The sequence below is a fragment of the Streptomyces roseicoloratus genome, from assembly GCF_004117935.1.
GTDB classification, from domain to species: domain Bacteria; phylum Actinomycetota; class Actinomycetes; order Streptomycetales; family Streptomycetaceae; genus Streptomyces; species Streptomyces roseicoloratus.
Genome location: NZ_SDOY01000140.1, coordinates 107,502 through 132,131, shown reverse-complemented (window position 1 = coordinate 132,131; position 24,630 = coordinate 107,502). Strand labels below are relative to the sequence as shown.

Sequence of the window (24,630 nt, the reverse complement as noted above, 5' to 3'; positions counted from 1 at the left end):
AGGAGACTTCCCAATGACGTTGTCAAGCCACTGCTGTGACTGGTGGTGTGGCTTGGTAGCACGCTCCGTCGCGGATCATGGCCCACAGGACGTTGGTCCGGCGACGGGCGAGTGCCAGCAGCGCCTGTTTGTGCCCCTTGCCTTCGGCGCGTTTGCGCTCGTAGAACCGTTTCGAGGCAGGGCAGGTCCGCAGGCTGGCGAAGGCGGAGAGGTAGAAGGCACGGAGCAGGCCGCGGTGGTAGCGGCGCGGGCGGTGGAGGTTGCCGCTGACGCGTCCGGAATCGCGGGGGACGGGTGCGAGGCCGGCGTAGCCGGCCAGGCGGTCCGCGGTGCCGAAGGCCTCCATGTCACCGCCGGTGGCGGCGAGGAACTCCGCGCTCAGCATGGTGCCCATGCCGGGCAGGCTCTCTATCACCTTGGCGCTCGGGTGCTCGCGAAACCGGGCCTCGATCAGGGCTTCTACTTCAGCGATCTCCTCATCGAGGGCCATCACCCCCTTCGCCAGGCGGGCCACCATGGTGGCCGCGAGCTTCTCGCCGGGCAGCGCGGTGAACTGGGCCTCGGCCGCCTCCACGACGGTCCGGGCCAAGGCCGCACTGCCGTAGACCTTGCGGTTCCTCAGCCAGGTGGTGATGCGCGAGGTTCCGGCGCGGCGGATGGCGGCCGGGGTCTGGTAGCCGGTCAGCAGCACGACCGGCCCCTTCCTGGTCAGATCCAGGGCACGCTCCAACGCGGGGAAAATCTCAAGGAGTTGAGCGCGGAGACGGTTGATTTGCCGGGTCCGGTCGCAGACCAGATCGGTGCGGCGGTTGACCAGGGTGCGCAGGTCGACGGATATCTCGTCGCCGGGCCGCAGGACCCCGAGGTCGGTGCGCATGCGGGCCTGGTCGGCGATGACGAAGGCGTCCTTCGCGTCGGTCTTGGCCTGGCTCCGGTAGCCGGCCGAGGCACGATGGACGGCCAGTCCGGTGATGTAGGTGATGTGCTGGTCATGGCTGACCAGCAGGCCGAGCAGGAGCGCGGCTCCGCCGTGGTTGATGTCCACTGCCCACAGCACGTCGCGCGACAGCTCCAGGACGTCGGCAGTGAGCTGGAGCAGCTCGATCTCGTCGTTCAAGACCCGTCGCGACAGAAGCCGCTTGCCCTGGGCGTCGATCACCACGCAGTGGTGATGTTCCTTGCCGATGTCCACTCCGGCCCAGATCTCGGGCACAGCCACCTCCACCAACTCGTCGCGCGTGAACCCAGCAGACGACCTCGCCGACGTTGTCCTACACAGCGATCGCGTCGCGTCTCCCAATTAGCGGTCGAGTCGTCGCGGGACTCCGGGCGGCCAAGTCTCCTGAGCCATCCAACGGCGGCCACATGCCAGCCATACCCAGAGCCCCTGGGCCATCGATCTTACGAATGACCGATCAACCCAAGAAGAAGGTAGGACACCCCATGCCCCTCGTAGGGACGGCCGACGTCGTCGGTCCCGCCGTCCGCGCCGGACGCGGCGTCGGCGCCTTCAACGTCATCCAGCTCGAACACGCCGAGGCGATCGTCGCCGGAGCGGAGGCGGCCGGCGCCCCCGTGATCCTCCAGATCAGCCAGAACGCCGTCCGCTACCACGGCGCCCTCGCCCCCGTCGGCACGGCGGCCCTGGCCGTCGCCCGCGCCGCCGCGGTCCCGGTGGCCGTCCACCTCGACCACGCCACCTCGCCCGAACTCGTCGCCGAGGCCGTGGCGCTGGGCTTCACGTCCGTCATGTACGACGCCTCGACCCTGCCGTACGAGGAGAACGTCCGCGCCACCGCCGCCGTACGGGCCCGCTGCCACGACGCCGGGGTCTGGGTGGAGGCCGAGCTGGGCGAGGTCGGCGGCAAGGACGGGGTGCACGCGCCCGGCGCCCGCACCGACCCGGCCGAGGCGGCGGCCTTCGTCGCCGCCACCGGCGTGGACGCCCTCGCCGTGGCGGTGGGCACCTCGCACGCCATGCTCACCCGCGACGCCGCCCTGGACTTCGGCCTCATCGCGGCCCTGCGGGCCGGCGTCCCGGTGCCGCTGGTGCTGCACGGCTCCTCGGGCGTCGCCGACCGCGACCTCACCACCGCCGTCGAGCACGGCATGACCAAGGTCAACATCGCCACCCACCTGAACCGGGTGTTCACCACGGCGGCCCGCGCCGCCCTCGCCGCGGACCGCACGGCGGTCGACCCGCGCGGCTACCTGGGCGCCGGGCGCGCGGCGGTGGCCCAGGAGGTCACCCGCCTGCTCGCCGTCCTCGGGGCCGGGTCCGTACGGGAGGCCGCGGTCGGCGGATAGGGCGTCCGTTCCGGACCCGGCCGGCATCCGGAAGAGACGGCCCAGGGCCGCGCCGAGCGCGGCCGGTCGACGAGCGCGGCCGGTCGACGAGCGCGGCGGGTTCCCCGGTGGTGGTCACCGGGGAACCCGCCGCGTCGTTCGTTCAGTACTTGCCGCCCTTGTCGGTCGGCGGGCGCAGCCGCAGTCCGTGCATGCCGCTGTCCACGGACAGCACCGTGCCCACCGTGGACCCGGACAGCGGGCTGGCCAGGTACGCGATGGCGTTCGCGACCTCGTCGGCCGTCACCACCCGGCCCATCGGCTGGAACTCGTTGAGCGCCGCCCGGGCCGCGTCCGGGTCGGGCATGCGGTCGATCAGCCGGTCCACCCACGGCGTGTCCGCCGTGCCGGGAGCGACACAGTTGACCCGGATGCCCTCGCGGACGTGGTCCGCGGCCATCGCCAGCGTCAGCGCGTGCACCGCGCCCTTGCTGGCCGAGTACAGCACCCGCTGTTCCACCCCGGCCCAGGCCACGATGGAACAGGTGTTGACGATCGCCGCGGACGGCGAACGCCGCAGGTGCGGCACCGCGTGCCGGGCGACCCGCACCATGCCGACCACGTTGACGTCGAGGACGCGCAGCCACTCCTCGTCGCTGTTCACGGTGACGTCGCCCACCGCGCTGATCCCGGCGTTGTTCACCACCACGTCCAGCCTGCCGAAGCGTTCGACCACCTCGTCCACGGCCGCCTTCACCTGGGCGTCGTCGGTGACGTCGACGGCCAGGCCCGGTATGCCGTCCGGCAGCCCGTCCGGCTTGAGGTCGAGCGCGACGACCGTGGCGCCCCTGCCGGTCAGCAGCTTCGCCGTGGCCAGGCCGATCCCCGACGCGCCGCCGGTCACGACCGCGACGAGTCCTGCGAAGTCGTTCACGAGTTCTCTCCTGTCCATCCGTTCCGGAACATCAGGAATCCGCTTCCTTCACCGCGGGCGCCGCCGGGGCCGCGCCGCGGCGCGGCAGGCACAGCTGGGCGGCCAGCAGCCCGGCCAGACCCACCAGCGTCCACAGCCCCCACGGGCTGAACGCGTACAGGGCGCCGCCGATCAGCGGCCCCGCGCCCGTGCCGATGGTGTACGCGACGCCGTACAGCCCCTGGTAGCGGCCGACCAGGTGCGGCGGGGCCATGCTGCCCAGGTAGGCCTGCGAGACGGAGGTCGAGATCATCTCGCCGAGCGACCACAGCACCACCGTTCCGGCCAGCATCAGCATGCTGTCCATGAACCCGGTCAGCGCGAGCCCGACGCCGATGACCAGGTTGCCGAAGGCCAGGACGTACTCCAGCCGGTAGCGGGACACCCAGCCGGTGATGGGGAGTTCGAGCGCCAGCACCAGCAGGCCGTTGAGCCCGATGAGGAGACCGAAGTCGCGCTCGCTCAGACCCACGGCGTCGACGTGCAGCGGCAGCGCGACGCTCGACTGGATGTAGACGAACTCGGCCACCAGGATCATCACCAGGAACCGCACCAGGGCGCGGTCGGCGAGCGCCTGCCGGTAGCCGGCCGCCCGGTCCGCCTTCGTCTCCGCGTCCTCCCGCTCCCCGGCGGACCGGGGCCCGTCGCGCAGCAGCAGCGCCATCACCACGCCGAACAGCAGGCACGCGACGGCGTTGCCGAGGAACAGCTCGACGTACGAGGTGGCGGCGAGGACACCACCGATGACACCGCCCAGCGCCGAGCCGACGTTCATCGCGAAGCGGAACCCCCCGAAGGCCGCGAGCCGTTCCTGGTTGCTCGACACCGCGTCGATCAGCACCGCGGCCGCGGCCGGCCGGTAGATCTGCGAGGTCACGCCGATGAGCCCGACCACGACGATGATCACCGGCAGCGCCGCCAGGTACGGCACCACCGCCGTGAGGACGGCGGTGGTCACCGCGGAGAGCACGATGGTCCAGCGCCGCCCGATCCGGTCGGCGAGGGTGCCGCCGACGGCGTTGCCGAGCACCTTGCCCAGACCGGACACGCCCAGGACGAGACCGGCGGCCCCGGCGGAGTAGCCCCGCGCGGTCAGGTACAGCACGATGAACACGGGCAGGAAGTTGCCGACCTGGTTGACCAGGATGCCGAGACTGACGATCCACACCCGGGCCGGCAGGGTGCGCAACGCGTCGCGGAACCGTGGTTCCGCGACGGAGGGCTCGTCCGGAGGTGCGGTGCTCACGCGACGGGCTCGGTGCGCACGTGGATCGCCGCCGCGAGACGCTTGCTGTGGGCGATCGCGTCGGTGGCGTCGGCGCCGCGCGCGATGACGTAGCCGCCGATGTCCTCGTTCCAGGTCAGCGGGTTCACCACGTCGCCGGGCTTCACCTTCACGTGGAGGTCGACGAACGCCGGGTCCGCGCGGACGGCGTCGACGCCGCCGACCTCCACGACCCGGCCCGGCTCCGGCGTCAGGGCCTGCAGGGCCACGCCGCCCAGCGGCTCCGGCGAGGCCGTCAGCGGCTCCACCAGGCCGAACCTGACGCCCAGGGTGTAGCGCTCCATGTCGACGCCGTACGCCGCCTCGACCATCTCGTTGACGCCGTACCCGCCGATGCGGTTGTGCGACTCGATGATCCGCGGGCCGCGCGATGTCAGCCGGATCTCGGTGTGACTCGGGCCGTTGCGCAGCCCCATCGCGTCGAGGAAGTCCGCCACCAGCCGCCGGACCTCGTCCAGCGTCTCCTCGGGGTGACGGCTGGGCTGCGAGAGCCCGAGCTCGACGAATCCGGAACCGCCGCCGAACGCGGCCTTGTCGGTGACGGCGCAGACCACGTGCCGGCCGTCGAAGCTCAGCGTCTCGACGCTGATCTCGGGGCCGTCCAGGTACTCCTCCATCAGGAACTCGTCGAAGGAGTCGTTGCTGAACAGGTCGCCGACGGCCCACTCCTCGTCGTCCAGCGACCGGTAGCGCGCGGCGACGGCCTCCACGCCGGCCTCGTCGTCCACGCGGAACACGCCCACGCTGCCCGACTCCCGGACCGGCTTCACGATGATCGGGAGGCCGTGCTCCTTGACGAAGTCCCGTACGTCCTGGGCGGACCGGCCGACCGCGGAGGCCATCGGGCTGATGCCCTTCTCCGCGAGCCGCTGCCGCATCCGCCACTTGTCCAGGAGCAGTTCCACGGTCTCGACGGACTCGCCGTTCAGGCCGAGCGCCTCGTTGATCCTGGCCGCCGGCAGCAGCCCCAGCTCGAACAGGGCGACCGCCGACTGGAACGGGTAGACCTCGTGTAACGCCCGGGCCAGCGGCAGGAAGCGGTCCATGTCGCCGTAGTCGAGCAGCAGCGCCTGGTCCACGTGCGGCCAGTGGCCGCTGTCGTACGCGTCCGGGTACTGGGCGTGGACCACGTCGAGGCCGAGCTCGCGGGCCTTGCGCACCAGCTTGAGCTTGCCGCCGACGACCAGGACGCGGGGCCGTCCGGTGGGTTCGACATCGATGGACAATGCGGCTCCTTCTCTCGCGTGCCGACCCGCGGGATCGCCGGGAGTCGGGAATGGCGTCACGGCGCTGGAAGGATCAGTTCGGCACCTCCGCGCGGTGCGCCGCACGGAGGATCAGCGGCCTCGTGTCCGTCCACGTGCGATCGAGACGGTGGGACGTGCGGCGCGGGCTCTCCCCGACGGCGGTCGGGCCGACGGGTCGTCCCTGCCAGGTGGTCAGAGGGAATGCTGGTCCTCGTGGTAAAGGATCACCGGACGCAACGCTACCACGGTGAGCCCCGCCGATCCGGGCGACCGCCGTACGGCACAAGCCTGCTGACGGTTCGTCAGTCCCTTGTGCCCGTGACGGCGCCCGGCGGCTCCCCGACGGCTCAGCCCAGCACCTCCGCGATGGCGTCGACGCCGCGGTCGATCTCCTCCCGGGTGATCACCAGCGGCGGCGCGATCCGCAGGTGCGACCTGTTCTCCTTCACCAGCAGACCGCGCTCGAGGAGCGCCTCGGACACCGGCCGGCCCATCGGACGGCCCTCCGCGATCTCCACGCCGGCCCACAGCCCGCGGCCGTTTACCTCGGCGACGCTGTCCAGCTCGCCCAGCCGCGCGTGCAGATGCGCGCCCAGCTCCCGGGACCGCTCCTGGAACTCGCCGGTCGCCAGCAGCCTCACCACCGCTCGGCCGACCGCCGCCGCCAGCGGGTTGCCGCCGAAGGTCGAGCCGTGCTCGCCCGGCTTCAGCACGCCGAGGACATCGGCCCGGCCGATGACCGCGGACACCGGAAGGAGACCGCCGCCCAGCGACTTGCCCAGGGCGTACAGGTCCGCGCGGACGCCCTCGTGGTCGAGCGCCAGCGTCGCGCCGGTACGGGCCAGACCGCACTGCACCTCGTCGGCGACGAACAGCGTGGCGGTGTCGTCGCACAGCTGACGCACCTCGGCGAAGTAGCCCTTCGGCGGGACGACCACGCCCGCCTCGCCCTGGACGGGCTCCAGGAGGACCGCCGCCGTGTGCTCGCCGACCGCCGCGCGCAACGCGTCGACGTCCCCGTACGGCACGACCCGGAAACCGGGCGTGAACGGGCCGAACTCCTTGCGGGCGGCCGCGTCCGTGGAGAGCGAGACCATCGTCGTGGTCCGGCCGTGGAAGTTCGCCCCCGCGACCACGATCTCGGCGGTGCCGTCCGGCACGCCCTTCACCTGGTACGCCCACTTCCTGGCCACCTTCACGGCCGACTCGACCGCCTCGGCACCGGTGTTGGCGGGCAGCACCATCTCGGTGCCGGTCAGCTCGGTCAGTTCACGGCAGAACAGGCCGAACTGGTCGTTGTGGAACGACCGGCCGGTCAGCGTCAGCCGGTCGAGCTGCACCTTGGCCGCGGCGACGATCTCGGGGTGCCGGTGGCCGAAGTTGAGCGCGGAGTACCCGGCGACGAAGTCCAGGTAGCGCCGGCCGTCGAGCCCGGTCACCCAGGCGCCCTCCCCGTGGCTGAGCACCACGGGCAGCGGGTGGTAGTTGTGCGCGCCCCAGCGTTCGGCGTGGGCGACGTGCTCCTGAGGGGAAGTGGCGTCCGCGTTCGTACTCATGGCGTGGTTCACCTTTCGGCGGTTGATCACGGGTGCGGTGGCACTGACGGGGTGGCCCGGCCGGCCCGGCGGGCCACCCGCGCGGGTGGGTCACGAGCGGGACGGCCGCTCCGGCCTCGCGTCGACCATGCCGGCGCTGAGCGTCGCCCCGTCCTGCGGGTCGATCAGCAGGAACGATCCGGTGCGCCGGTTGTCGGCGTAGTCGTCGAGGACGAGCGGCTCGGCGGTGAGGATCCGCACGCCGCCGATGTCATTGGCGGACAGGCCGTCCTCGCACGGCAGCCGGCCGGCGACGGCGACGTCCGTGCGGTACGCGATCTCCTCGACCACGGCCGGCACGGTCCTGGTGGTGTGCTTGAGCAGCACGCGCTGCCGAGGACGCAGCGGGCGCGGGTCGAGGTGGCAGACGGTGGCGGTGAGCCGCCGTACCGGATCGGGGGCGGAGCCGGCCGTGAGCAGGGCACCCCTGGCGACGTCGAGGTCGTCGGCGAGGCGGACCGCGACCGACTGCGGCGCCCAGGCGGCGTCGGCACTCCTGCCGAGCACACTGAGCTCGACGACCGTGCTGGCCGTGCCGGCCGGCTGCACGACGACGCGGTCGCCGACCGCGAGCCGCCCGGAGGCCAGCTGTCCGGCCGCCCAGCGCTCCACCGCCTGCCGGTCGCCGGAGGGCTGCCGGATCACGTACTGCACGGGCAGCCGCAGCGGCATCCGCGCCGGTTCCGCGCCGACCCGCACGTTCTCCAGGTGGGACAGCAGCGTCTCGCCGTCGTACCAGTCCATCGCGGCCGACGGCGTGACCACGTTGTCCCCGGCCAGCGCCGACATCGGGATGGCGACGACGCCGTCGATGCCGAGCGCACGGGCCCGGGCGGTGAACTCGTCCGCGATGGCGGTGAAGACGGACTCCTCGTAGCCGACGGCGTCCATCTTGTTCACCGCGAGGACGACGTGCGGGACGCGCAGCAGGGCCGTGACGGCGCAGTGCCGCATCGTCTGGTCCACGATGCCGTTGCGCGCGTCGACCAGGATCACGGCGAGGTCGGCGGTGGAGGCACCGGTCACCATGTTGCGGGTGTACTGCACGTGACCGGGGGTGTCCGCGAGGATGAACCGCCGCCGGGGCGTCGCGAAGTAGCGGTAGGCCACGTCGATCGTGATGCCCTGCTCGCGCTCGGACCGCAGGCCGTCGGTGAGCAGCGCCAGGTCGGGGCCGTCCTGCCCGCGCCGCCGGGACGCCTCCTCGATGGCCTCCATCTGGTCGGCGAGCACCGACTTGGTGTCGTACAGGAGCCGTCCGACCAGCGTGGACTTGCCGTCGTCGACCGACCCGCAGGTGGCCAGGCGCAGCAGGCCGCCCGAGAGCGGCCGGGACGCGCCGGACCGGACCTCCGCCTCCGCAACGTCCGTTGACATGTCTAGAAGTACCCTTCTCGCTTGCGGTCCTCCATGGCGGCCTCGGACAGCCGGTCGTCGGCCCGGCTCGCGCCGCGCTCGGTCACGCGGCTCGCCGCGATCTCGGCGATCACGGCGGCCACGGTCGAGGCCGAGGAGTCGACCGCTCCGGTGCAGGACATGTCGCCGACCGTGCGGTAGCGGATCAGCCGCTCGGTCACCGGCTCGTCGTCCCGCGGGCCGCCCCAGTCGCCGGCCGTCAGCCACATGCCGTCGCGCCGGAACACCTCGCGCCGGTGCGCGAAGTAGATCTCCGGCAGCTCGATGCCCTCGTGCTCGATGTACTGCCACACGTCCAGTTCGGTCCAGTTGGACAGCGGGAACACGCGCACGTGTTCGCCCGGCTCGTGACGGCCGTTGTACAGCTGCCACAGCTCCGGCCGCTGCCGGCGCGGATCCCAGGCGCCGAACTCGTCGCGCAGGCTGAACACCCGTTCCTTGGCCCGCGCCTTCTCCTCGTCGCGCCGCCCGCCGCCGAACACGGCGCCGTAGCGGCCGTCACGGATGGCGTCGAGCAGCGGCACGGTCTGGAGGGGGTTGCGGGTGCCGTCGGGGCGCTCGCGGAGCCGGCCGTCGTCGACGTACGCCTGCACGGACGCCACGTCGAGACGGAGGCCGTGCTTCTCGACGATCCGGTCCCGGTAGTCGATCACCTCGGGGAAGTTGTGCCCGGTGTCCACGTGCAGCAGCGAGAACGGCAGCGGCGCCGGAGCGAAGGCCTTGAGCGCCACGTGCAGCATGACGATCGAGTCCTTGCCGCCGGAGAACAGCAGCGTCGCTCGGTCGAACTCGCCGGCCACCTCGCGGAAGATGTGCGCCGCCTCGGTCTCCAGCAGCTCCAGGTGGGACAGCCCGGGTACCACCGGGGCCGGCTGTGGGCTCACGCGTCCGGGCGCGTCGTCGCGCGCGGCCCGCGCCACGGCGGTCACGACAGTCCCCGCGCGGCGAGCAGCGCGCGCAGCCGCAGGACGGACTGCTCGACCGTACGGTCCTCGGTGTCCAGGCGGAGATCGGGGTCGACCGGCGCCTCGTAGGGGTCGTCCACACCGGTGAGGCCCCGGAGTCCGCCGGCCGCCTGCCGGGCGTAGAGACCCTTCACGTCGCGGTCGGCGCACCGCTCCACCGGCGTCGCCACGTGCACCTCGACGTACGGGACGCCCTGCGCCGCGTGCCGTTCCCGCACCGCCGCGCGGGACACCGCGTACGGGGCGATGACGGGCACCAGGACGGTGACGCCGTGCGCGGCGAGCAGCCCGGCGACATAGCCGATGCGCCGCACGTTGGTGTCCCGGTCCTCCTTGGAGAAGCCCAGTTCCGCGGACAGCGCCGCCCGGACCTCGTCGCCGTCGAGCACCTGGACGCGGTGCCCTTCGGCGCGCAGCCGTTCGGCCAGGCCCAGGGCGAGCGTGGTCTTGCCCGCGCTGGGCAGTCCGGTCAGCCAGACCGTCCCGCCCTGCCACACGGCCGGTTCGCCGTTCGGTTGGCTCATGTTCGGTGCTCCCTCTCGCGCGGTCCGGCGCCGGCCGGTTCCGCGCTCGTCATGGTTACCGTCGTGCCGGATCCGGCCAGGGCCCGGCTGACCGGGTCCGGCACCCGCCCGTCCGCGATGCGCACCGACCCGACGCCGCCGGCCAGGGCCTCGCGCGCGGCGACGAGTTTGAGCGCCATGCCCCCGCCGGCGAACCGGCCGGGCGCCCCGCTCGGCGGCACCTCGAAGCGGTCGAGCAGGCTGGTGGGGTCGTCGGGGTCGGCGAGCACGCCCGGTGCGCCGGTCAGCAGCACCAGGCGGTCGGCGCCGAGTGCCGCCGCCAGGCCCGCCGCGACCCGGTCGGCGTCGACGTTCACCGGTTGTCCGTGCTCGTCCGTCGCCGGGGGCGACACCACCGGCACGAAACCGGACCGCAGCAGGGTGCGCGGCAGTTCGGTGCGGACCTCGCTCAGCCGGCCGCTGAGGTTGTCCCGGACCAGTGTCGTCCTGCCGTCCACGACGGACCGGACGGCGGCCTTGCGGCGGGCGCGCAGCATGCCGCCGTCGAGGCCGGTGAGGCCGACCGAGGGGACGCCGAGCCGGGTCAGCTCGGCGACCATCTTCGGCTTGACCGCACCGGCCAGGGCGAGGACGACCACTTCGAGGGTCGCCGGGTCGGTGTACCTGGTGGACACGTTGTCCGGGGCGACCAGCCGGCGCTGCGGCACGCCGAGCCTCCCGGCCAGCCGGGCGATCTCCGCCGAGCCGCCGTGCACCAGGAGGACGGATTCCCCGGCCCGGACGAGCCCGGCGACGTCGGCGCAGACGCCCGCGGCGTCGACGGCCGGGTTGCCGCCGCACTTGACGACGGTCAGCGGTCTGGTGGTCACGGTGTCTCCAGTCAGCGTGCTCAGGCGGGATGCAGGCCGGGGAAGGACAGGCCGAGGTTCTCCGGCCAGCCCATGCGGATGTTCAGGCACTGGACCGCGTTGCCCGCGCCGCCCTTCATCAGGTTGTCCAGCGCCGCGATGGTCACCAGCCGGCCGGCCTCCTCGTCGACGGCGAAGCCGACGTCGCAGAAGTTCGACCCGAGCAGGATCTTCGGCTCCGGATAGCGGAACGTGCCGCGCTGGTGGGCCACGACCCGGACGAACGGCTCGTCCCGGTAGTGCTCGCGGAACGCCCTGCGCACCTCCGACTTGCCCACGCCGGGGCGCAGCGTGGCGTGGCAGACGGTCTGCACGCCGCGCACCGCCTCGACCCCGGTCGCCGTCATCGCGGCCGAGATGCCCAGGTGCCGGGAGATCTCCGCCTCGTGCCGGTGCCCGGTGGGCGCGAACACCCGCATGGCGCCGCTGCGTTCGGCATGGAGGTTGGCCTCGCCCGCGGTGGCGCCGGAACCGCTGGAGCCGGTGCGCGCGTCGAACTGGGCCCGCGGCTCGATCAGGCTCTCCACGGCGAGCGGGTGGAGGGCGAGCACGCCCGCCACCGCCATGCAGCCGGGCACGCTGACCAGGTCGGCCGTGCGCAGCCGGTCCCGGTACAGCTCCGGGATGCCGGGCACGAAGTCGCCCAGGAGGTGCGGCGCGGCGTGCTCGGTGCCGTAGTAGCGGCGGAAGACCTCGGGGTCGTCGAGCCGGAAGTCCCCGGTGAGGTCGAAGACCTGCTTGGCCTGTCCCGTCCAGCGTTCCATCTGGGTCATGGCGGCGCGGTGCGGCGTGGCGAGGAAGACCACGTCGCACTCCTCCACCTCGTCGGCCGTGGAGAACAGCAGGTCGGTGGCGGACCGCAGGTTCGGGTGGACGCCGTCGACGCGCTTGCCGGGGAACCGGGAGGACACCGCGTGCGCCACCTCGACCTCGGGATGGCCGATGAGGAGGCGCAGCAGCTCCCCGCCGATGTAGCCGGCCGCGCCGACGACCGCGACGCGGATCACTCGCCCCAGTCCTCTTCGACCTCGGGCGCGAGGGCGAGCACGGCCGGGCTCAGCGCCACGATCTCCAGCTCGCTGCGGCAGCCGGCGCACTCCACGATCTCGTTGAGCCGCACGGACGGGCTCAGCTGCACCTCGTCCTCGCACTCGGGGCAGGCCTGGGTCGTTGCCGTCGTCATCGGTGGTGTCCTTCCGGGTCGGTGATGCTTCTCGGTGGTGCCGTATCGGTGGTGCCTATCGGTGGTGCTTTCTCGGTGGTGTCGCGGTGGTGCCGTGTGGGGGAGGGAGGTGACGCTGTGTGGGGGGTGAACCGGTGGTGGTGGGGCGAACCGGTGGTGGGGGGTGGGTCGGTGGTCGGTGGTGCCTCAGGGGGCGGTTCCGGCGAGGGCCGTCGGGCCGACGGCCCTCGTGTCGAGCGCGGTGCGGACCGTCCTGACGAGCCGTTCCGCCGTGAGGCCGTAGTGCGCGACGAGGTGCTCCTGGTTGCCGACCTCGTCCACGAACCGGTCGGGCACGCCCAGCCGCAGCACGCGCGTGGGCGCCTCCTCCGCCAGCGCCTCGGCCACCGCGCCGCCGAGGCCGCCGCCACGCCAGTGCTCCTCCAGCGTCACGACCAGCCTGGCCGGCCCCGCCGCCGCCACGAGCGCCGCCGTGTCGAACGGCCGCAGCGTGTGCAGGTTCAGGACTGTGGCCTCGACGCCGAGTCCGGCGAGGGTGTCCGCCGCTTCGAGGCAGGCGAGCACCGGGTACGGACCGCAGCACGCGAGCACCACGTCGTCGCCCCGGCGCAGCGTCTGCGCCCTGCCGATGACCGGGGGAGGAGCGGTCTCCGGCAGCGCGGGCGACGGCTTGCGGCCCAGCCGGACGTAGAGCGGCCCCGGCAGGTCCAGGCTCTGCTCGACGAACGCCTCCGTGGCGGCGGCGTCGGCGGGCACGACCACGGTCATGCCCGGCAGGGTCCGCATCACGGCGAGGTCTTCGAGCGCCTGGTGGGTCGGGCCGAGATGGCCCGCGGCGAGACCGCCGTGGGTGGCCATGATCCGCACGGGCAGCCGGTTGTAGGCGATGTCGATCTTGATGGGTTCCAGGGCGCGGGACGTGGCGAACGCCGCCATCGTGTTGACGAACGGCATCCGCCCGCACGCCGCCATCCCGGCGGCGATTCCCATCAGGTTGTGCTCGGCGATGCCGAGGTTGAGGTACTGCTCGCCGGCCGCCGCCGCGTGGTCCGCGCTGAACAGACCCGTGTCGCTGTCCAGGCACATCAGGGCGGGGTTCCGGTCGAGCAGCGACAGGAGGGAGTCCCGGTAGGCCTCCCGGGTCGCGCGGCTCATCGTGCGGCCTCCCCGGTCGTCCGGAGCGCGGCCGTCGCCCGCGCGTGGTTGCGCGGCGACAGCGTCACGTAGTGGCCGGCCGCCCGTCCGGCGAGGAACGGGAGCCCGTGGCCCTTCACCGTGCGGGCGATGAGCACGCTCGGTCGGCCCGGCTCCCACGGGGCGGCGGACAGGTGCTCCGCCAGGCCGTCCGCGTCGTGGCCGTCCGCCTCGCGCACCGACCAGCCGAACGCCCGCCAGCGGTCGGCCAGCGGTTCCATCGGGGCGATCCGCTCGGTGGAGCCGGTCAGTTGCAGCCCGTTGCGGTCCACCACGGCGACCAGCCGGTCCAGGCCCAGCGACGCGGCGGCGATCGCCGCCTCCCACACCGAACCCTCCTGCAGCTCGCCGTCGCCGAGCAGCACGAAGCTGCGCGCGTCCCGGCCCGCGTACCGGTGGGCGAGCGCGAAACCGCAGGCCAGCGCGAGACCGTGGCCCAGCGAGCCGGTCGGCAGCTCCACGCCGGGCACGGCGCGCACCGGATGGCCCATCAGCCGGCTGCCCGGCCGCCCGTACGTCGCGAGTTCCGCGGCCGGCAGGAAGCCCCGCTCGGCCAGCGTCGCGTACAGGGCGACGGCCGCGTGGCCCTTGCTGAGCAGGAAGCGGTCGCGGTCGGGGTCGTCCGGCCGCTCCGGGTCCACGTTCATCACCGAGAAGTACAGCGCGGTGAGCACCTCGGTCGCCGAGAAGGCGCCGCCGAGGTGACCGCCCTCCGGCCCCGCGCACATGTCGACGACGTGCGAGCGGATCCGTCCGGCGACGGTCTCCAGGGAGTCGAGCGCCGGAGCCTGGGCGGCGCTCATGACCGGGCCCCCGCCAGGGTCGCCACCATGTCACGGTGGGCCCACACCTTCTCGAACGCGTCCGCGTACAGGCGCAGCAACTCGCCCGAACCCGGGTGGAGATGACGCTTCTGCAGGGTCAGCGAGTCGGCGATGACCGCGCGGGCCACCGGGTAGCCCTCGCCCTTCACCGGTGCCGGCGCGTCGGTCACGGCCCACGGATAGCCCGAGCCGAAGCCGACCCGGTCGACGAACACCTTCTGGTCCGGCAGCGGCATGAGCTGGTACTGCGACATCGGCACGCCCTCGGCGCGCAGCAGCCGCCGCAGTGCCGAGCGCAGCGCCTCCGGCCGTACGCCGTCGAGACCGAACGCGGCCGGGTCGAAGCGGAACCGCAGGATGTGCCAGGCGTGGGTGGTGTCCGGCAGCGCGGTCGGCACCCGCAGACCGGGCAGCTGCGCGAGCCGGCCGAGGAACTCGGCGACGTTGCGCTGCCGCATGTCCTCGTAGGCGTCGAACCGGGCGAGCTGGGCGTCGGTGAACGCGGCCTGCAGGGCGTTCATCTTGTGGTTCCAGCCGAGGCCGTACGAGATGTAGTCGCGGTCCCGGCCGGCCTCGATCACCTCGCCGAACTGCCTGCCCTTGCGCACGGCTTCGGCCAGACCGGCGTCACCGGTCACCAGGAGCCCGCCCTCGCCGCAGGTGGGGATGTTCTTCGTGGCCTGGAGGCTGAACGCGCCCGCCTCGCCGATCGAGCCGACCGGCCGCCCGCGGTGCGTCGCGCCGGGCGCCTGCGCCGCGTCCTCGACCACGGCCAAACCGTGCCGGCGGGCGACGTCGGTGATCCGGTCCATGTCGGCGGGCGCCCCGTGCAGGTGCACCGGGATGATCGCCCTGGTCCGGTCGGTGATGCGGCGCTCGACGTCGTCCGGGTCGATGTTGAACGTGACCGGGTCGACGTCGGCGAACACCGGGACGGCCATCTGGTGCACCGGCGCGAGCCCGGTCGCGATGAAGCTCATCGCCGGCACGATCACCTCGTCGCCCGGCCCGACCCCCAGCGCGGCCAGCGCGAGGGAGAGCGCGGCGGTGCCGGTGGACACCGCGACGCAGTGCTCGTGGCCGAACCGCCGCGCCCAGCGCTCCTCCAGGGTGGAGACCGGGTTCGCACCGTCCGAGTTCGACACCAGCCTGGCGCCGTCGAGCGCGTCGAGGACGGCCTTGCGGTCCTCGTCCTCGACCAGCGGCCAGTCCACGTGGCGCCGGTCCCTCGGCACGGCCGCGGTACCGCCGAACGCTGCCAGCTTGCTCATCACTGTCCTCTCGACATGGTCACGGTGGTCGGACGGGGCGCGGTCACAGGCGGGTCGCCGCCGCGCCGACGGCGTCGACGGCGGTGGCGTACCGGGTACGCAGCACGGTGGCGTGGTGCGCGATGTCGGCCGCGGACGCGCGGGGGTCGTCGAGGCCGTGGGCGCCGGTGATCCGCAGCCCGGTCCACGCGTGGGCGACGGCCTCGACCGCGCGTCCGGCGCCGGCCAGCTCCGGGTCGCCCCAGAAGTGGCCGCAGCGGCGCAGCAGTTCGCCGTGGAGGGCGGCCTGCGCCTGCATGCCCCAGCCGAACGCGTACAGCTCGCGCAGCGCGTCGACGTCGCCGGCGTGGCAGCGGCCGGTGAGTTCCCGGGCGAACGCGTCGAGTCCCGCGAGACCGGTACGGGCGGGGCCCTCGGTGGTGAAGAGTTCGACGTCGGTGCGGAGGAAACCGCCCAGCGCCTCGGGGGTCAGCGGCGGCGGTACGGCGTCGAGCCGCACGTCGAGGCAGCGCCGGCCGATCCGCGAGTCGCTGAAGAACGCGTCCTGGTGGTCGGTCGGGTTCGCCGAACCCCAGCTGCGCAGGAACGCCTCGACCGGTACGGCACCGCGGAAGGCGGGCGGCATCGCGTCGGAGACGTACACGACGCCGCGGACCTCGTCCAGGCCGTAGACGACCACCAGGTGGGCCGCGTGCACGTCGCTGTACGCGGGCCGGAACGGCAGGTGGAAGTTGTCCACCGCGGCGATCACCGGCCGGTCCCCGGCGAGGCTCTCCCGCACCTCGCGCCACACGTCGTCCTCGTCGGCGGGCTGCCACCAGCGCGCGTGCAGCTCGTGGTGCGGTGCCAGCGCGGCGCCGAGGTCGGTCTCGCCGGCGGCGTCGGGCGGGCACGGGTAGTAGAACTCCTCGGACCTGACGTCGCCCGGCAGGTGCAGGAACCGCCAGCCCGCGCCGAGCACGGCCAGCGGGTCGGCACCCGCCCGGGCCACGACCGCGCCGAACGTGGACTGCAGACAGCTGACCGGGTCGCGGTACCACAGCTCGGGCTCCGGCCCGGTGATCATGTACGTCCTCGCCGTCACGTCGCTCGTCACGCCCCGGCCTCCGTCCGCTGCAGGGTGACCGCGAAGACGTGCACCGCGATGTTGCGGGGCAGCCGGACGCCGGTCAGACCGGCCCGCCGGGTGACCGGCACCCGCTGCGCCCACATCAGCGCGGAGACGTTCCGCTGCACATGGTGGGGGTAGTGCATGACGAGGCTCTCGAAGGCCCTGACCTCGCCGAACCAGGCGGGCGCCGCCCAGAAGTCGGAGACCCGCAGCGGTTCCGCGTCGACCGCGCCGTCGGCGAAGTGCATCCCGACGGTGTCCTCGCAGCGCCGCTCCGAGGCCGCGAGGACGTGCACCCAGTCGTAGCGGCCCTCCGGCACCTCCAGGAACTGGCCCTCGCACCGCACGTTGTCGGGACCGTCGCAGACCGGAGGGAACCGGAAGGGGACGCCGGCGACGTGCACGAGACTGCCGCCCGCGGGCAGGTACTCGGCGGCGAAAGAGTTCCCCCAGACGTTGAAACGGCCCGCCTTGGTGTCCGTCGCCGCCGAGACCGCGGTGTTGTTGCGATGGCCGGAAATGTCGACCGGATCGCACAGCCGGGTCATGGCGGAAGAAACCGGCGTGTCCGTCACCTGATCCCCCTCACTGGAATGCCGTCCGGGTTTCCCGAACAGGTCCGCTGATCCGCGTTCTTGTCTCCACCGTGCCGACCTCGAATGCCGGGAATCGGCGTTCCGGATCGCGCGCCGGGCAATCCCGGCGGGCCCGTACCGGCGGGACGTTTCACGGGCGGAGCGCGACGGCGCGCAGCTCCTCGTAGAACGGCATGTGGTAATCGCGGTGCGCCCGCAGCACCGGGTCCGCCTCGACCGCCTCGGCACCGCGGCCGGAGCCGCGGGTGAAGCCGGCGGTCCTGCTGGTCGACTCGTGCCAGCGGCTGGTCGCCTCCCACTCCGCGCGCATGCCCGGCTGCCAGTTCAGCGCCTCCGGCACGAAGGGGATGCCCACCGCGTCGCAGTACGCCCGCACGGTCTCGGCCGGCCGGTCGAGCAGGTCGTCCGAGTCCACCACCACCGGCGTGACGCCGGTGGCGGCCCGCACGGCGGCGAAGATCCCGTGCAGCCGGGCGAAGCCGATCTCGTCGCGGCCCAGGTCCGGGTTGAGCTTGTGGTGCGAGGCGATGGCCTCCGCCGGGTGGCGGATGATGAACGTGTGCGTCGCCGCCGCCAGGAAGGCCTCGTCGGCGAGCAGCGCCGGATAGGCGAAGTCCGTCGTGTCCTTGAAGAACACCGGCTGCCGGGCCGCGAGTCCGCGCAGTTCCGCGAGCACGTCCCGCTCGCTGCGCGCGACCCGTTCGCCGACTTTCACCTCGCCGAAGTCGACCACCTGGGAGAACGGTTCGTGCACGACGACCCGGTCTCCCCGCTCCGCCATCATCCGCGCGAAAGCGGTGGAACGGGATCGCGGCGCGCTCCACAGCGCGAGTACCGGTATCCCCTGGGATTCGTGGTCCACGGTTTCCCCTTCGCTCTGGCCCCGCCCGGGTGTGAAACCGAAACCGGAAGGAAAGCGCACGGTGAACTCCGCGGCCGCCGACCGGAATCCCGACCAGCGTGACACGGGGGACGCCCGGTCCGGGTAAGCGAAATGAGCAGCCGGAGGAGCGCGAAGTAAACGCGACGCGTCCCCGCCGTTGAACTTGTCGCGGACGCGCGCGGTGCCCGCGCGCCCGTAACGTCCGTGCGACGCGGCAGACCGGTCGTGCCGTCCGGTCCACCAGTGGTCCTACTACGGAGGTCACGTGTCAGCGACAGCAGAGCACCCCGGCGGCGGCGGGATCGCCGTACTCGCCAGCAGGGTCGGCGCGGACGAGAAACGGCTGTTCGACGCGTTCGACCGGCGCGGCGTCGCCTTCGACCACGTCGACACGCGCGCGCAGTGGTTCCCGGCCGGGCGGCGCGCCCTGCCCTGGAGCCTCGTCCTGAACCGGGAGATCGGCCAGGCCCGCGCGGCGTACGCCGCCCGCTGCCTCACCGCGGCCGGCGCCGAGGTGGTCAACAGCGCCGACGCGACCGAGGTCTGCGGCGACAAGTGGCGCACCACGCTGGCCCTCCGGACGGCCGGCCTGCCGATCCCGCGCACCACGCTCGCCCTCACCCCGCAGGCCGCGCTGGCGGCCCTCGACTCCCTCGGCTACCCGGCACTGATCAAGCCGCTGGTCGGCTCCTGGGGCCGGCTGATCGTCCCCCTGCACGACCGCGCCGCCGCGGAGGGCGTGCTCGAATACGTCGGCGCGCTGCCGAGCCCGCAGTCGCACCTCGTGTACGTGCAGGAGCTCGTCGACAAGCCCGGCCGGGACATCAGGGCCGTCGTCGTCGGCGGCGAACTCCTCGGAGCCGTCTACCGGACCGGCGAGTCGACCCGTACCAACGTGGCGCTCGGCGGCAGGACCCTGCCGTGCGAGACGACACCGGAGCTCACCGGGCTGGCGGTCGAGGCCGCCGCCGCCGTCGGCGCCGACATCGCCGGCGTCGACCTGATCGAGGACCGCGACGGCAGGCTGCTCGTCCTCGAGGTCAACCACCGGGTCGAGTTCTCCGGTTTCCAGTCCGCCCTCGGCGACCGCGTCGACGTCGCGGACCGCATCGTCGAACACCTCGGGAAGCGAGCGCAACGATGAACTGGGCATTCACGTCGTCCGGCCACGTCACCGAGACCTGGGCCGTCGGGCTGCTGCGCGGCATGCTGGAGATTCCCTCCTCGTCCTACCAGGAGCGCGCTCTGGCGGACCACCTGGCCGAGGCCATGGCGGACCTGGGCTTCCGGGCCCACATCGACACCGTCGGCAACGTCATCGGCGTCATCGAACGCGGCGACGGACCGACCCTGATGCTGCTCGGCCACCTCGACACCGTCCCCGGCCAGGTCCCGGTCCGCTCCGAGGACGGCCGGCTGTACGGCCGGGGCGCCGTCGACGCCAAGGGACCGCTGGCCGCGATGATCTGCGCCGCGGCCAGCGCGGCCGACTTCCCCGGCCGGATCGTCGTCATCGGCGTCGTCGAGGAGGAGACCCCCAAGTCCCGCGGCGCGATGGCGATCCGCGCCACCCACGACCGGCCCGACGCGCTCATCGTCGGCGAGCCCAGCGGCTGGTCGAGCGTCGTGATCGGCTACAAGGGCAAGCTCGACCTGCGCTACACCGTCACCTGTCCCGCCACCCACCCGAGCAACCCGGAACCCAAGGCGTCCGAACTGGCCGTGGAGTCCTGGAACGCGCTGCTCGACCTGCTCGGGCCCGACGCCGGCCACGACGCCTTCGCCAAGCCCGGCGCGACGCTCGTCCAGGTCAACGCCGACCTCACCTCGGCGACCGTGGACCTCAGCGTCCGCACCCCGCCCGGGTTCGACACCGAAGGCCTCGTGACCGGCCTGCGCGAACGGCTGCCCGCGGGCCGGCTGGAGGTGCTGAACGCGGTGGAGGCCTGCCGCGCCGACCGCTCCAACCCGGCCGTCCGCGCACTCGTCTCCGGCATCCGCAAGGTGCACGCCCAGCCCCGGCTGGTGGTCAAGACGGCCACCTCCGACATGAACACCCTCGCCGAGGTCTGGGACATCCCCATGGCCACCTACGGCCCGGGCGACAGCAGGCTCGACCACGCCGACACCGAGCACATCGTGCTGTCCGACTTCCTGCGCGGCATCGACGTCCTGTCCCACGCCATCTCGGAGCTGTCGGACCTCCCCGTCCGTACGGACGAGCAGGTCACCGGCGCGCCGCTGTCCGAAGGGAGCCTCCGTTGACCGGACTGAGCCGGCGTCTCGCCGCGCTGCCCGAGGAGCGCCGCGCGCGCTTCCTCGCCCTGCTGAGGGCGACGGTGGAGGACGCGGCGGCACAGGGCCCGACACCGCGCGGGAACACCGGACCCGCACCGCTGTCGTCCGCGCAGCGGACCCTGGGGGACCCCGGCCGTCCGGCGGCCGACGGCCCCGCCACGGCGCTGCCGCTGTGCCTGCGGCTGCGCGGCGACCTCGACCCCGGCGCCCTGCGCACGGCGCTGGCCGCGGTCGTGGCCCGGCACGAGGCGCTGCGCACCGCCGTCGTGACGCGCGAGGGCGGTCCCGTGCAGGTCGTCGCCCCCGAGGTCCGCGTCCAGCTGCCGCTCGTCGAAGCCCCCGGCGACGACCACGGACAGCGGCTCGCCGCCGCCCGGGCGCTCGTGGCGGAACGGACCGCGACCCCCTTCGACACCGGCCGGGCGCCGCTGTGGCGCGCGCTGCTCGTCCGCGTCGCGCCCGACGACCACCTGTTCCTGTTCGCCGCGCACCGCCTGGTGTGCGACGAGCGGTCGCTCGACCTCCTGGCCGGCGAGCTCGCCGAGGCCTACCGGGCGTCGAAGGACGGCGACACCCCCCGGCTGCCCGTCCTGCCGGTGCAGTACCCGGACCACGCCGTGTGGCAGAACGACCGTCTCGACGGCGCCGAGCGCGACCGGCTGGCCGGCCACTGGCGCGACACGCTCGCCGGCGCCGAGGTCCTGGAGCTCCCCACCGACCGGCCGCGCGGCGACACGCCGACCTACGCCGGTGGCGCCCGCGGCTTCACGATCGGCCACGAGGCCCTGGAACGGGCCAGGAACCTCGCCCGCGAGGAGGCGGCGACACCGTACGACGTCCACCTCGCCGCCTTCCTCGTCCTGCTGCACCGCTACTCGGGCCTGGAGGACCTGGTCGTCGGAGCGCCCGACGCCAACCGCCGGCACGCGGCCGTGTCGCGCGTGATCGGCCGGTTCGCCGACACGACCGTGCTGCGCGGCGACCTCACCGGCGACCCGACCTTCCGCGAACTGGTCCGGCGGGTCGGCCGCGTGATCGCGGCGGCGCACGACCACGGCGGACTGCCGTTCCCCGAGCTCGTCGACGCCGTCGACCCGGCCCGCGACCTCGCGCGCGCACCGCTCTTCCCCGTCGTGTTCGCACGCGGGGACGCCGGCGCGCCGCCGGCGCTGCCCGGCCTGGCCACCACCCGGGAGGACGTCCCCGCCGACACCTCCCGCCACGACATGAGCTGGACCCTCGCCGAGCCGGCCCGGCCCGGCACCGACGCCGTCCTGCACATCGCGTACAACGCCCACCTCTTCGACGACGACAGCGTCGCCCGCTTCGCCCGGCACTACGAGGGACTGCTGCGCACCCTCACCACCGCCCCCGACGCCCCGCTGTCCGCGGCCGACGTGCTCAGCGCCGAGGACAAGGAGTTCCTCGCCCGCGTCGGCAGCGGACCCGTGCGCCCCGTCCGCGAGACGACCGTCGTCGAGCAGTTCGAGGCCCGCGTCCAGGAGGCCCCCGACGCCGTGGCCCTCGTCGTCGAGGACGTCACCACGAGCTACGCCGAACTCAACGCCCGCGCCAACCGGCTCGCCGCCCTGCTGCGCGAACGCGGCGCCGCGCCCGGCGCACGGATCGGCCTGTGCCTGCGCAGGAACGCCGACCTGACCACGGCCGTGCTCGCCGTCCTCAAGACCGGCGCGGCCTACGTCCCGCTCGACCCGGCCCACCCGCCCGCACGCGTCGCGGAGATCGCCGCCGACTCGGGCCTGCACACCGTGATCGCCCACGCCGAGGTCGCCGCCACCGTCGGCGCCGTCACCGCGCCCGTCGTGATCCTGGACGAGGTCCGCGCCGAACTCGCGGCGCTGCCCGCCACGAACCCGCCGCTCGCGGCGGAACCCGGCGACCTCGCGTACGTCATCTACACCTCCGGCAGCACCGGACGGCCCAAGGGCGTCCTCCTCGAACACCGCGGCGTGGTCAACTTCATCGACTCCGCCCAGGAGCTGTTCGACCTCACACCGGCCGACCGCGTGCTCGGCTTCGCCTCCGTCACCTTCGACGTCTCCGTGTTCGAGACCTTCTCCGCGCTGCTCACCGGCGCACGGCTCGTCCTGGCCACCGACGGCGAACGGCTCTCCATCGACCGGCTCCAGTCGCTGATGGAACGCGCCGGCATCACCGTCATCGACCTGCCGCCGACGGTCATGCCGCTGCTCGCCCCGGAGAAGTTCACCGACCTGCGGATCGCCTTCGTCGGCGGCGAGGCCTTCAGCGGCGAGCTGGTGAACCGGTGGAACCCGGGCCGGCGGCTGTTCAACGGCTACGGCCCGACCGAGTGCACGGTCACCATGATCGTCGAGGAGTGCCCGGGCACCTGGGACACCTCACCGCCGATCGGCCTGCCCATGACCAACCACGTCGCGCACGTCCTGGACCGCGACCTGCGCCCCGTACCGGTCGGCGTGCCCGGCGAACTCGTCATCGGCGGCGCCGGACTGGCCCGCGGCTACCTCGACCGGGACGAGCTGACCGCGGAGAAGTTCGTCGCCGACCCGTTCGGCACCGCGCCGGGCGGACGCCTCTACCGCACCGGAGACCTGGTCAAACGGCTGCCCGACGGCCGCCTCGTCTTCCTCGGCCGGATCGACCAGCAGGTCAAGATCCGCGGCCTGCGGATCGAACTCGGCGAGGTCGAGTCGGCGCTGGCCGGCGTCGACGGCATCGGACAGGTCACCGCGCGGCCCTGGACCGACGACACCGGCGACAAGCACCTCGTCGCCTACCTGACGGGCATCACCGAGGAACGGCTGCCCTCGGTACGCGAACAGCTCGGCACCGTCCTGCCCTCGTACATGATCCCCTCGTACTTCGTCGTCCTCGACGAACTCCCGCTCACCAGCAGCGGCAAGGTCGACTGGCGCAGGCTCCCCGCGCCCGACCCGAAGGCGGGCGGCGACGGCGCGGGCGACGCACCCCGCACCGCCACCGAGCGGGTCCTGCTGCACGACGTCCTCGGCCCGCTGCTGCGCAACGCCCGGCTCGGCGTCCACGACGACTTCTTCCTGGCCGGCGGCAACAGCCTCCAGGCCGCCCAGCTGATGTCCGCCATCACCCGCAGGTTCGGCGTGGAGATCGCGCTCGGCGACTTCTTCACCTCGCCCACCGTCGCCCACCTCGCCGCCACCGTCGACGCCGTCCGGGCCGCCCGCCGCACCACGGACGACGATCCGCTCGACCACCTGGCCGGCCCGGCCGAGCGGCGGGACCGGCACAGCGGCGCCGCGGCGACCGGCGACCGGGCCCCGGCGCTGATGCGCCCGCCCGCCCCGGCGCGGGTCGTCCTGCTGCACCCCTCCGGCGGCGAACTCTTCTGCTACGTACCGCTGGTCAGGGCCCTCGGCGAGGGCATCGGCGTGGCCGGCTTCGCCGCCGACCCGCGCGACGCCGCCCTGCCACCCGAGGAAGGCGTGACGGCGACCGCCGCCCGGATCGCCCGGGCGCTCGCCACCCCGGGCCCGCCCGACGCGTTCTGCCTGGCCGGCTGGTCCTACGGCGGCGTCCTCGCCTTCGAGGTCGCCCGTCAGCTGGAACGGGACACCGGGGCGCGGCCACCGGTGGTCCTCCTCGACGCCTCCTACGACGAGGACCTCGTCCCGCTCGACGAACGGACGGTACGGCAGCGGTTCGTGCACGACGTCGCCCGGCTGGCCGGCCAGGACGGACCGGCCGTACGCGCGGTGCTCGACGACCCGGCGGCCGGCCGGGCCGACCTCAGGGAGATCCTGACCTCGCTCGGCGTCGCACCCGAACTCGACGACGCGGAGCTGGCCGCCCGCTACGCCACCTTCCGGGCCTGCGCCCTGGCACAGCAGGAGTACCGCCCGCCCACCCCGTACGGCGGACCCGTCACGCTGCTCACCGCCTCGAACCACGCCGCCGTCGAGGCCGAGTGGCGCAGCGCCTGCACCGGCCCCTTCCGGGCCGCCGAACTGCCCGGCGACCACTACACGCTGTTCACGGAACCGGCGCTCGGCCGGATCGCCGCCGCGATCGAACGCACACTCGCCAGCTGAG

Annotated in this window: 21 protein-coding genes; 4 read left to right on the top strand and 17 right to left on the bottom strand. The window is 73.3% G+C overall.

Going from position 1 to position 24,630, the window contains the following annotated elements:
- Nucleotides 1–22: 22 nt before the first annotated feature.
- Entirely contained in the window at nucleotides 23–1,219 is a 1,197-nt protein-coding gene (locus ESG85_RS22415; RefSeq protein ID WP_128978222.1) for an IS110 family RNA-guided transposase, read from the bottom strand.
- Nucleotides 1,220–1,443: 224 nt separating this feature from the next.
- On the opposite strand from ESG85_RS22415, the gene ESG85_RS22410 reads away from it, so the two are divergent.
- Nucleotides 1,444–2,307 (top strand): class II fructose-bisphosphate aldolase, encoded by an 864-nt coding sequence (locus ESG85_RS22410; RefSeq protein WP_128982031.1) that lies wholly within the window; start codon nucleotides 1,444–1,446, stop codon nucleotides 2,305–2,307.
- A gap of 142 nt (nucleotides 2,308–2,449) precedes the next feature.
- Here ESG85_RS22410 and ESG85_RS22405 read toward each other — a convergent pair whose 3' ends face one another.
- From ESG85_RS22405 to ESG85_RS22330, 16 genes are all read right to left on the bottom strand, one after another.
- Nucleotides 2,450–3,220 (bottom strand): SDR family NAD(P)-dependent oxidoreductase, encoded by a 771-nt coding sequence (locus ESG85_RS22405; protein ID WP_128982029.1) that lies wholly within the window; start codon nucleotides 3,218–3,220, stop codon nucleotides 2,450–2,452.
- 31 nt (nucleotides 3,221–3,251) lie between these two features.
- A complete protein-coding gene (locus tag ESG85_RS22400) occupies nucleotides 3,252–4,505 on the bottom strand; it encodes an MFS transporter (protein WP_128982027.1) in 1,254 nt (417 codons plus the stop codon).
- Entirely contained in the window at nucleotides 4,502–5,770 is a 1,269-nt protein-coding gene (locus ESG85_RS22395) for an ATP-grasp domain-containing protein (RefSeq protein WP_128982025.1), read from the bottom strand. Before ESG85_RS22395 ends, ESG85_RS22400 begins: the two co-directional genes overlap by 4 nt.
- A 368-nt stretch (nucleotides 5,771–6,138) precedes the next feature.
- Nucleotides 6,139–7,347: an ornithine--oxo-acid transaminase gene (rocD, locus tag ESG85_RS22390; protein WP_128982024.1), complete on the bottom strand. Its 1,209-nt coding sequence runs from the start codon at nucleotides 7,345–7,347 to the stop codon at nucleotides 6,139–6,141.
- 90 nt (nucleotides 7,348–7,437) lie between these two features.
- Entirely contained in the window at nucleotides 7,438–8,763 is a 1,326-nt protein-coding gene (locus tag ESG85_RS22385; RefSeq protein WP_128982022.1) for a sulfate adenylyltransferase subunit 1, read from the bottom strand.
- Between the two features lie 2 nt (nucleotides 8,764–8,765).
- Nucleotides 8,766–9,686, bottom strand: a complete 921-nt coding sequence (gene cysD / locus ESG85_RS22380) for a sulfate adenylyltransferase subunit CysD (RefSeq protein ID WP_128982020.1) — start codon at nucleotides 9,684–9,686, stop codon at nucleotides 8,766–8,768.
- A 41-nt stretch (nucleotides 9,687–9,727) separates the two neighbouring features.
- Complete coding sequence (cysC, locus tag ESG85_RS22375) at nucleotides 9,728–10,291, bottom strand: adenylyl-sulfate kinase (protein ID WP_128982018.1); 564 nt, start codon at nucleotides 10,289–10,291, stop codon at nucleotides 9,728–9,730.
- The gene (locus ESG85_RS22370) at nucleotides 10,288–11,160 is read right to left on the bottom strand and encodes a [LysW]-aminoadipate kinase (protein WP_128982016.1); all 873 of its coding nucleotides are present in this window, start codon (nucleotides 11,158–11,160) and stop codon (nucleotides 10,288–10,290) included. Before ESG85_RS22370 ends, cysC begins: the two co-directional genes overlap by 4 nt.
- A gap of 20 nt (nucleotides 11,161–11,180) precedes the next feature.
- On the bottom strand, nucleotides 11,181–12,206 hold the full coding sequence (argC, locus tag ESG85_RS22365; protein WP_128982015.1) for an N-acetyl-gamma-glutamyl-phosphate reductase: 1,026 nt from the start codon (nucleotides 12,204–12,206) through the stop codon (nucleotides 11,181–11,183).
- Nucleotides 12,203–12,382, bottom strand: a complete 180-nt coding sequence (gene lysW, locus ESG85_RS22360; RefSeq protein WP_128982013.1) for a lysine biosynthesis protein LysW — start codon at nucleotides 12,380–12,382, stop codon at nucleotides 12,203–12,205. The genes argC and lysW overlap by 4 nt, the downstream gene beginning before the upstream one ends.
- Before the next feature lie 186 nt (nucleotides 12,383–12,568).
- Nucleotides 12,569–13,537: a transketolase family protein gene (locus ESG85_RS22355; RefSeq protein ID WP_128982011.1), complete on the bottom strand. Its 969-nt coding sequence runs from the start codon at nucleotides 13,535–13,537 to the stop codon at nucleotides 12,569–12,571.
- A complete protein-coding gene (locus tag ESG85_RS22350) occupies nucleotides 13,534–14,379 on the bottom strand; it encodes a transketolase (RefSeq protein ID WP_128982009.1) in 846 nt (281 codons plus the stop codon). Before ESG85_RS22350 ends, ESG85_RS22355 begins: the two co-directional genes overlap by 4 nt.
- Nucleotides 14,376–15,671, bottom strand: coding sequence for a DegT/DnrJ/EryC1/StrS family aminotransferase (locus ESG85_RS22345; RefSeq protein ID WP_128982007.1), 1,296 nt, complete (start codon nucleotides 15,669–15,671; stop codon nucleotides 14,376–14,378). Before ESG85_RS22345 ends, ESG85_RS22350 begins: the two co-directional genes overlap by 4 nt.
- A gap of 43 nt (nucleotides 15,672–15,714) precedes the next feature.
- The gene (locus ESG85_RS22340) at nucleotides 15,715–16,767 is read right to left on the bottom strand and encodes a BtrH N-terminal domain-containing protein (RefSeq protein ID WP_128982005.1); all 1,053 of its coding nucleotides are present in this window, start codon (nucleotides 16,765–16,767) and stop codon (nucleotides 15,715–15,717) included.
- On the bottom strand, nucleotides 16,764–17,357 hold the full coding sequence (locus ESG85_RS22335; protein ID WP_246095217.1) for a hypothetical protein: 594 nt from the start codon (nucleotides 17,355–17,357) through the stop codon (nucleotides 16,764–16,766). The genes ESG85_RS22340 and ESG85_RS22335 overlap by 4 nt, the downstream gene beginning before the upstream one ends.
- A 151-nt stretch (nucleotides 17,358–17,508) precedes the next feature.
- On the bottom strand, nucleotides 17,509–18,240 hold the full coding sequence (locus ESG85_RS22330) for a sulfotransferase-like domain-containing protein (protein ID WP_128982003.1): 732 nt from the start codon (nucleotides 18,238–18,240) through the stop codon (nucleotides 17,509–17,511).
- A 286-nt stretch (nucleotides 18,241–18,526) separates the two neighbouring features.
- Between ESG85_RS22330 and ESG85_RS22325 the strand changes: the two genes are divergently transcribed.
- From ESG85_RS22325 to ESG85_RS22315, 3 genes are read left to right on the top strand one after another with little or no spacing between them, the layout of a single operon-like run.
- Nucleotides 18,527–19,405 carry a RimK family alpha-L-glutamate ligase gene (locus ESG85_RS22325; RefSeq protein WP_128982001.1) on the top strand — a complete coding sequence of 293 codons (879 nt, stop codon included), beginning with the start codon at nucleotides 18,527–18,529 and terminating at the stop codon, nucleotides 19,403–19,405.
- Nucleotides 19,402–20,526 carry a M20/M25/M40 family metallo-hydrolase gene (locus ESG85_RS22320; protein ID WP_128981999.1) on the top strand — a complete coding sequence of 375 codons (1,125 nt, stop codon included), beginning with the start codon at nucleotides 19,402–19,404 and terminating at the stop codon, nucleotides 20,524–20,526. The genes ESG85_RS22325 and ESG85_RS22320 overlap by 4 nt, the downstream gene beginning before the upstream one ends.
- Nucleotides 20,523–24,629 carry a non-ribosomal peptide synthetase gene (locus ESG85_RS22315; protein ID WP_219825213.1) on the top strand — a complete coding sequence of 1,369 codons (4,107 nt, stop codon included), beginning with the start codon at nucleotides 20,523–20,525 and terminating at the stop codon, nucleotides 24,627–24,629. The genes ESG85_RS22320 and ESG85_RS22315 overlap by 4 nt, the downstream gene beginning before the upstream one ends.
- The last annotated feature ends 1 nt before the right edge of the window (nucleotide 24,630 follow it).

What these genes read in the sequence shown, in the direction of transcription:
- ESG85_RS22410 (WP_128982031.1), top strand. Translation starts at nt 1,444, where the DNA reads ATGCCCCTCGTAGGGACGGCCGACGTCGTCGGTCCCGCCGTCCGCGCC.
- rocD (WP_128982024.1), bottom strand. Translation starts at nt 7,347, where the DNA reads ATGAGTACGAACGCGGACGCCACTTCCCCTCAGGAGCACGTCGCCCAC.
- ESG85_RS22385 (WP_128982022.1), bottom strand. Translation starts at nt 8,763, where the DNA reads ATGTCAACGGACGTTGCGGAGGCGGAGGTCCGGTCCGGCGCGTCCCGG.
- cysC (WP_128982018.1), bottom strand. Translation starts at nt 10,291, where the DNA reads ATGAGCCAACCGAACGGCGAACCGGCCGTGTGGCAGGGCGGGACGGTC.
- lysW (WP_128982013.1), bottom strand. Translation starts at nt 12,382, where the DNA reads ATGACGACGGCAACGACCCAGGCCTGCCCCGAGTGCGAGGACGAGGTG.
- ESG85_RS22355 (WP_128982011.1), bottom strand. Translation starts at nt 13,537, where the DNA reads ATGAGCCGCGCGACCCGGGAGGCCTACCGGGACTCCCTCCTGTCGCTG.
- ESG85_RS22350 (WP_128982009.1), bottom strand. Translation starts at nt 14,379, where the DNA reads ATGAGCGCCGCCCAGGCTCCGGCGCTCGACTCCCTGGAGACCGTCGCC.
- ESG85_RS22345 (WP_128982007.1), bottom strand. Translation starts at nt 15,671, where the DNA reads ATGAGCAAGCTGGCAGCGTTCGGCGGTACCGCGGCCGTGCCGAGGGAC.
- ESG85_RS22320 (WP_128981999.1), top strand. Translation starts at nt 19,402, where the DNA reads ATGAACTGGGCATTCACGTCGTCCGGCCACGTCACCGAGACCTGGGCC.